Source organism: Paraburkholderia sp. (assembly GCF_036488795.1).
GTDB lineage: Bacteria > Pseudomonadota > Gammaproteobacteria > Burkholderiales > Burkholderiaceae > Paraburkholderia.
Window position 1 is genome coordinate 65359 of record NZ_DASXHA010000141.1, and the last position, 7598, is coordinate 72956.

At 61.5% G+C, this 7598-nt stretch carries 7 protein-coding genes; 5 read left to right on the forward strand and 2 right to left on the reverse strand.

Going from position 1 to position 7598, the window contains the following annotated elements; genetic code table 11:
• The first annotated feature begins 253 nt into the window (after positions 1–253).
• The gene (gene leuA / locus VGH41_RS20970; protein WP_331599471.1) at positions 254–1921 is read left to right on the forward strand and encodes a 2-isopropylmalate synthase; all 1668 of its coding nucleotides are present in this window, start codon (positions 254–256) and stop codon (positions 1919–1921) included.
• 140 nt (positions 1922–2061) lie between these two features.
• Here the strand turns inward: leuA and VGH41_RS20975 are convergent, their stop codons facing one another.
• Complete coding sequence (locus VGH41_RS20975) at positions 2062–2445, reverse strand: nuclear transport factor 2 family protein (protein ID WP_331599472.1); 384 nt, start codon at positions 2443–2445, stop codon at positions 2062–2064.
• A gap of 44 nt (positions 2446–2489) precedes the next feature.
• Entirely contained in the window at positions 2490–2798 is a 309-nt protein-coding gene (locus VGH41_RS26630) for an acyloxyacyl hydrolase (RefSeq protein WP_414696690.1), read from the reverse strand.
• A gap of 288 nt (positions 2799–3086) precedes the next feature.
• Here VGH41_RS26630 and rpoH point away from each other — a divergent pair, with 288 nt between their 5' ends.
• The 4 genes from rpoH to cydB all read left to right on the forward strand — a co-directional run bounded on the left by rpoH (position 3087) and on the right by cydB (position 7316).
• On the forward strand, positions 3087–4022 hold the full coding sequence (rpoH, locus tag VGH41_RS20985; protein ID WP_331599473.1) for an RNA polymerase sigma factor RpoH: 936 nt from the start codon (positions 3087–3089) through the stop codon (positions 4020–4022).
• 281 nt (positions 4023–4303) lie between these two features.
• Entirely contained in the window at positions 4304–4564 is a 261-nt protein-coding gene (gene cydP / locus VGH41_RS20990) for a cytochrome oxidase putative small subunit CydP (protein ID WP_331599474.1), read from the forward strand.
• The gene (locus VGH41_RS20995) at positions 4554–6149 is read left to right on the forward strand and encodes a cytochrome ubiquinol oxidase subunit I (RefSeq protein ID WP_331599475.1); all 1596 of its coding nucleotides are present in this window, start codon (positions 4554–4556) and stop codon (positions 6147–6149) included. Before cydP ends, VGH41_RS20995 begins: the two co-directional genes overlap by 11 nt.
• 30 nt (positions 6150–6179) lie before the next feature.
• Positions 6180–7316 (forward strand): cytochrome d ubiquinol oxidase subunit II, encoded by a 1137-nt coding sequence (cydB, locus tag VGH41_RS21000; RefSeq protein ID WP_331599476.1) that lies wholly within the window; start codon positions 6180–6182, stop codon positions 7314–7316.
• The last annotated feature ends 282 nt before the right edge of the window (positions 7317–7598 follow it).

The following is a 7598-nucleotide window of genomic DNA, read 5'->3' on the forward strand; positions in this document are numbered from 1 at the left end:
CGTAGTCCCTTCTACAACCTGTCAGTCGTCTGTATTCGTCCGTTTACCCTGCGGATGAATCGCGAGGGTCAAATGCACGTGACATGCGCATTCTTCATGGTCGTTACCGGCGTCATCATCGCCATGACGTCCTTTGTTCGCGCCCGTTCGCTAGTCCCGCTAGCCACCGGCTCGCGGGCCGTGCACCTGTGGCAGCCCGCCAGCCGCTCGACGCCACCCCCCTTTGCATACGACGAAACGAACGAGGCTCACCATGTTGCGCAACCCTGCTGAAAAATACCGTCCCTTCCCTCCGGTCCGTTTGACCGGCCGAAAATGGCCTGGCCGCACCATCCAGCAAGCCCCGATCTGGATGAGCACCGATTTGCGCGACGGCAACCAGTCGCTGATCGAGCCCATGAGCATCGCGCAGAAGCTCGAGTTCTTCGAGATGCTGGTGGCGATTGGCTTCAAGGAAATCGAAGTCGGCTTTCCGTCGGCCTCGCAGACCGACTTCGATTTCGTGCGCAAGCTGATCGACGAAAAGCGCATTCCCGAGGACGTGACGATCGAAGTGCTCGTGCAGTCGCGCGAGGACCTGATCGCGCGTACCTTCGAGGCGCTCGAAGGCGTGCCGCGTGCCATCGTGCATCTGTACAACGCGATTGCGCCGTCGTTTCGCAAGATCGTTTTCAACCAGTCGAAAGACGAGGTGAAGGCGCTCGCCGTCGAAGGCACCCGGCTCGTCAAGCACTACGCGCAGACGCGGCCGCAGACGCACTGGATCTTCCAGTACTCGCCCGAAACCTTCAGCATGACCGAGCTCGCCTTCGCCCGCGAAGTCTGCGACGCGGTGGCGCAGACATGGCGGCCCACGCGGGATCACAAGATGATCGTCAACCTGCCCGCCACCGTCGAAGCGGCGAGCCCCAACGTGTACGCCGATCAGATCGAATGGATGGACCGCAATCTCGGCTATCGCGACAGCATCGTGTTGTCGGTGCATCCGCATAACGACCGCGGCACCGCGGTCGCTGCCGCCGAGATGGCATTGCTGGCGGGGGCGGATCGGATCGAAGGATGCCTGTTCGGCAATGGCGAGCGCACCGGCAACGTCGATCTCGTCACGCTCGCGATGAACCTCTACACGCAGGGCATCGACCCGGGCCTCGACTTCTCGGATATCGACGCAGTGCGCCGGATGGTCGAGCGCGCCAATCAGCTGCCCGTGCACCCGCGTCACCCGTATGCCGGCGACCTCGTCTACACCGCGTTCTCCGGCTCGCATCAGGACGCGATCCGCAAGGGCTTCGCGCAGCAGGCGCCGGATGCCGTCTGGGAAGTGCCGTATCTGCCTGTCGATCCGTCGGACGTGGGCCGTAGCTACGACGCGGTGATCCGGGTGAACAGCCAGTCGGGCAAGGGCGGTTCGACGTATCCGCTCGAGCGCGGCATGGGCTTTACGCCGCCGCGCCGCGTGCAGATCGAATTCAGCCACGCGGTTCAGGCCGTCGCGGATACCAGCGGCGCCGAAATGACCGGCGAGGCGATCTGCGCGTTGTTCGCCCGCGAATACTTCGAGCCCATCGGTCCGGCGCGGCGCGTGAATGCATCGACGGTACGCTGGGAGAATCGCGACGTCAGCGTGGCCGCAGCGAAGCGCGCCGAAGGCGAACCGCAGCAACACCATGAGCAGCACGCGCAGCAGGTTGCGCGCGCGATTTCAGCCGCTGCGGGTCAACCTGTCGAGGTGACATCAGTGGAAAGCTCGCGCACGGTGGACGGGCGCACGGCGGTGTTTGTCGGTTGCCGGGTCGGTGAGCAAGGTGTGAGGTACGGCGTTGGCGTCAGCGAAGACAGTTCGGCGGCGGTCGTGGACGCGATGGTCAGCGCGGTGAACCGGGCAGAGCGCAAAGAGATTGATTGCAGAGTGGCGGCCTAAGCCCGCCCAGAAGAGTCAGCAAAAAGGCACGGCAGGCGACGCCACAAGCAACACCCGCACACCCCGGCGCCCGCGGCGAAACATCCCGCCGGCGCGCACGGCCCGCCCACAAGGCGAGCCGGCGAGACAGGCCAACAGCTTCACTCGATCGCGCAACGGGTTGCGTGCCACGCCACCAGCCGCCACTGCCCATCTTCCTGTGTATGGATTGCGGTGTAGGCAATCGGGAACAGCAACGCGCCGTTATTCGCCTCCATTTCGATCAGCGCGCGGCCCGTGACGAGCCACGTTTCGCGCCCTACCGGCAGCACGTCCTGCGTCTGGATCTCGATCTGCCGGTAACGACGGCGTCCACCCGTGATCCCATCAATCAACTGCTGCTTCGTTTCACGCTTGCCATTGGTGTGGATATAGCTCACGTTGTCCGAGAGCAGCGTGTCGAGCAACGGCCCGTTGCCGTCGACCATCGCGCGAAAGCGGTCGCGCTCCAGTCCACGAATTGCTTCGATCACTTTTGCCGGCATTGCTCAGCCCCCTTACTCGACGAGCCGAACCTGGGCCGCGGTCGTCAGAAGTTATATTGCATAGATAGCTGGCTGAAATTTATACCAGGATTCGGCTCATTGATACTGGCGTTCGATATGTGCTGCCCGCTACCGAACGCCACACCCACATACGTCATGTCGGGGAACGGGAACGCGATGCTCGGGATGAAGGTCGAAAATACGCTGACGCTGCGCGGGACCTGCACGCCGGCAACAAGCGACATCCAGTGGTGCGTCGCCACCTTGATGCCGCCCCGATTTAGCCTCCCAAACGTCGAGCATCCAGCGAAGCTCGGTCCGAAAAAACAAGGGCCACGATAACCGTCGTTCATACGAACAATCCCGCGGATTTGTCAGGTGATTGCGCCGCAGGCAGCAACCGCGCGCTTCCCAACAGACGGCGCTCGCGAGCTGACAAATCCTGTGTCTATCGGTGCAAGTTCGCTAAGCGCGTATGATCCTACCGAAAGGCTATTAGAAGCCGCATTCCAATAGGATTACGGGAACCAGGATACCCCCACGCGCTCTAAGTATTAGCACTCGGATATTGAGAGTGCTAACATCCACGCTGGAGTCGATTTTTGACTGAGCTTTTGCCTGATTCCAAAGGAGTTTTCTACGTGAGCAACGCAATGACCCTTCCGAGTACTCTGAGCCCGTCGTCGGCTAAGGCCGCTTCGGCAGGTGCGCTGACGCTCTCGCATTCTTCGCTGCTGCCCGGACAACTGGGCAATATCGACGCCTACATCCAGGCCGTGAACCGGATTCCGATGCTGACGCCGGCGGAGGAGCGCCAGTTCGCCACTGAATTCCGCGAGCAGGCCAATCTGGAGTCTGCGCGCCGTCTGGTCCTGTCGCATTTGCGGCTGGTGGTGTCGATCGCGCGTAACTATCTGGGCTACGGCCTGCCGCACGCCGACCTGATTCAGGAAGGCAACATCGGTCTGATGAAGGCCGTCAAGCGCTTCGACCCGGCGCAAAACGTACGTCTCGTGTCGTACGCCATGCACTGGATCAAGGCCGAGATTCACGAATACATCCTGCGCAACTGGCGCATGGTGAAGGTCGCCACGACCAAAGCGCAACGCAAGCTGTTTTTCAACCTGCGTAGCCACAAGCAGGGCTTGGGCGCGTTCACACCGGACGAGATCGAAGGTCTCGCCAAGGAACTGAACGTCAAGCGTGAGGAAGTGGCCGAGATGGAAACCCGTCTGTCCGGCGGCGATATCGCGCTGGAAGGCCAGGTTGAAGACGGCGAAGAAGCGTTCGCGCCGATCGCCTATCTGGCCGATTCGCATAGCGAGCCGACCGCTGTGCTTGCCGCGCGTCAGCGCGACAAGCTGCAAAGCGACGGTATTGCGAGCGCGCTGGAGTCACTCGACGCGCGCAGCCGCCGCATCATCGAAGCACGCTGGCTGCAGGTCGAAGACGACGGTTCGGGCGGTTCCACCTTGCATGACCTTGCCGATGAATTCGGTGTGTCCGCGGAACGCATTCGCCAGATCGAAGCAAGCGCAATGAAGAAGATGCGCAGCGCATTGAACGAATACGCATAAAGCGAGCCGGCCTGTCCGGCACACTGTCAGACATCAGCCCTGCCCTCGAAAGACGGCAGGGCTTTTTTATCTCCCGCCAGCGGATTCGCACCCCGTTTCCTTGACGTATCCCAAATTAGATTGCAATACTGGGATGGACGGCACCTGCTCGCGACGCAATGCCACAGTCGCGTACTGCCGCGTTGCCAGCCCTCATCCTAAGATCGTTATGCACTCGCCCAGCCGCCTGCGCGGCGTGGATCCAGCCGGGTAGTCCGGTGTGAAGTCGTCATCGACCGATCATGACCATAACGCTAAACGACAGGACTCCTCCGCGCCCCGCCCTACGCGCGCGCATCGCCGGCTGGATGCGCGGCCCGACCTTCGGACGCGACATCGTCATCGTCCTCGCCATCAAATTTGCCTTGCTGGTGGCGCTCAAGTACGCATTCTTCAATCACCCCCAGGCTGAAAACATGTCCATGCCGCCAGCACTCGTCGCGCAAGCACTGCTGTCCGCGCCTGCATCGCATCCGTCTCAAGGTGATCAACATGCCCGCTAGCGATGTCGTCGACCTCTCGCGTCTCCAGTTCGCCGTGACGGCGCTTTATCACTTTCTGTTCGTACCCCTGACGCTTGGTCTGTCGTGGTTACTCGTCATCATGGAGTCGGTCTACGTGATGACCGGCAAGCAGATCTACAAGGACATGACGCAGTTCTGGGGCAAGCTGTTCGGCATCAACTTCGCCATGGGCGTCACCACCGGTTTGACGCTGGAGTTCCAGTTCGGCACCAACTGGTCGTACTACTCGCACTATGTAGGCGACATCTTCGGCGTGCCGCTTGCCGTCGAAGGGTTGATGGCGTTCTTTCTCGAATCGACCTTCGTCGGGCTGTTCTTCTTCGGCTGGAGCCGCCTGTCGCGCGTCCAGCATCTGATCGTGACCTTTCTCGTTGCACTTGGCTCGAACCTGTCCGCGTTGTGGATTCTCGTCGCGAACGGCTGGATGAACAATCCGGTCGGCGCCGAGTTCAACTACGAAACCATGCGCATGGAGTTGACCAGCATCTCCGCCGTACTGTTCAACCCGGTTGCGCAGGTGAAGTTCGTTCATACGGTGTCAGCCGGTTATGTGACGGCGTCGATGTTCGTGCTCGGCGTGTCGTCGTGGTATCTGCTCAAGCGCCGCGATACGGAGTTCGCGCTGCGCTCGTTTGCCATTGCCGCGGGTTTTGGCCTTGCGTCGACCATTTGTGTGATCGTGCTGGGAGACGAATCCGGCTATCGCACCGGCGAAGTCCAGCAGGTGAAGCTCGCCGCGATCGAATCCGAATGGGAAACGACACCCGCGCCTGCACCGTTTACGATCATTGGGATTCCGAACCAGACGGAAGAGCGCACCGACTATGCGATTCGCGTTCCGTATGCCCTCGGCATCATCGCGACGCGTTCACTGGATGAACCGGTGGTGGGCCTGAAAGACCTGATCGCCGAGAACGAGCAGCGCATCAAGAACGGCATGGTTGCCTACGCCGCGCTGCAGGAGCTCAAGCAAGGCAATGCCACGGACGAGGCCAAGGCCGCCTTCGACGCCACCCGGCAGGATCTCGGCTATGGACTGATGCTCAAGCCGTTCACGGCGAACGTCACCGACGCCACGCCGCAGCAGATCGCCGCCGCGGCAAAGAAAACCATTCCGCCGGTGGCGCCCGTGTTCTACGCGTTCCGCTTGATGGTGGGCCTTGGGCTCCTGTTCCTCGCGACCTTTGTGCTTGCGTTCTGGTTCTGCGCACAGCGTTCGCTGCTGCTCGACAAGCGGCGCTGGTTTTTGCGCTGGGCCGTGTGGGCCATTCCGTTACCGTGGCTCGCCGCGGAGTTCGGCTGGGTGGTCGCTGAACTGGGTCGCCAGCCGTGGACCATCGCGGGCATTCTGCCCACGGCGCTGTCCGTGTCGAGCCTCACCGCGACTGATCTGTATCTGAGCATCGGCGGATTCGTGGTGTTTTACACGGCGCTTTTCGTGATTGAAATCATGCTGATGTTCAAGTACGCGCGCCTCGGGCCGTCGTCATTGCATACGGGGCGCTACCACCACGAAGCGCCGCCGGGTCAACCGCCCAAGCCGCTGTCCACCACGGCCGCGTGATTTGCTGCCAGCCATCGGGGAACCATGATCATGGATTACGCAACGCTCAAACTGATCTGGTGGGTTTTGATCGGCGTATTGCTGATCGGCTTCGCGCTCACCGACGGCTTCGACATGGGCACCGCCATTCTGCTGCCCTTCATCGGCAAGACGGACGCGGAACGGCGCATCGTCGTGAATACGGTCGGGGCCACGTGGGAAGGCAATCAGGTGTGGCTCATCACCGCAGGCGGCGCCATGTTCGCGGCGTGGCCGCTGGTTTATGCTGCGTCGTTTTCGGGGTTTTACTTCGCGATGCTGCTGGTGCTGTTCGCCCTGTTCTTGCGGCCGGTCGGCTTCGACTATCGCAGCAAACGCGAAGATCCGCGCTGGCGCAATGCGTGGGACTGGGGACTGTTTATTGGCGGTTTCGTGCCGGCGCTGGTGTTCGGCGTGGCGTTCGGCAACCTGCTGCAAGGCGTGCCGTTCTCGTTCGATACCGACCTGCGCGTGACCTATCACGGCAGCTTCTTCGGCCTGCTCAATCCGTTTGCCGTGTTGTGCGGGCTCGTCAGCGTGTCCATGCTCACAGCGCACGGCGCCGCCTTCATCAAGTTGAAGACGGACGGCGTGATTGCGCGGCGCGCGTCGATTGCGCTGCGCTTCGCCTCGCTCGCGACAGTCGTGCTGTTTCTGATTGCGGGGGTGCTGGTGGCGACGGTGATTGGCGGCTATCAGATCGTCGATGCGGCGCCGCTCGACACGGTGGCCAATCCTCTGTTGAAGAGCGTGATCGGCGCGCCGGGGTTATGGCTTGGCAACTACTCGACTTACCCGTGGATGGTTGCGGCGCCGGTGCTTGGCATCGCGGGCGGCGTCGTCGCGTTGCTGCTCGCCCGTTCGCGCTTTGAAAAGAGCGGGTTCATCGCGACGGGACTGCAGATCGTCGGCGTGATCTTGACGGCGGGATTTTCGATGTTCCCGTTCATCATGCCGTCCTCGCTCGACGGACGCAGCAGTCTCACGGTCTGGGATTCGACTTCGAGCCAGATGACGCTGCAGATCATGCTGATCGCCGTGATCATTTTCCTGCCGATCATTCTGCTCTATACGAGCTGGGTGTATCGCGTGATGCGCGGCAAGGTGACGGCGGCGGCTCTGGAAGAGCATCGTCATACGATGTATTGAAACCTGGCGGGACAGCGAAGCGGCAGGACGGATCACCTCGCGCCGCAAACACGAGATATAAGCCTCAATGAACTAGATGCAGACGCACCGTAAACGAAAGAGCGGCGCCTGAACAGGCACCGCTCTTTTTCATACGTCGCCGCTTAGTGGCGATAAGGGCGCGGCTACTATCGCTCCCGTCTGGCTGAATTCAACCAATCATGCAGGCAAAGGCGTCGTTCCACCAGCCGCCGGCAACCGCGCCGACAACTGCTGCGCATACCGCTGCGCCGCGTCACCCAC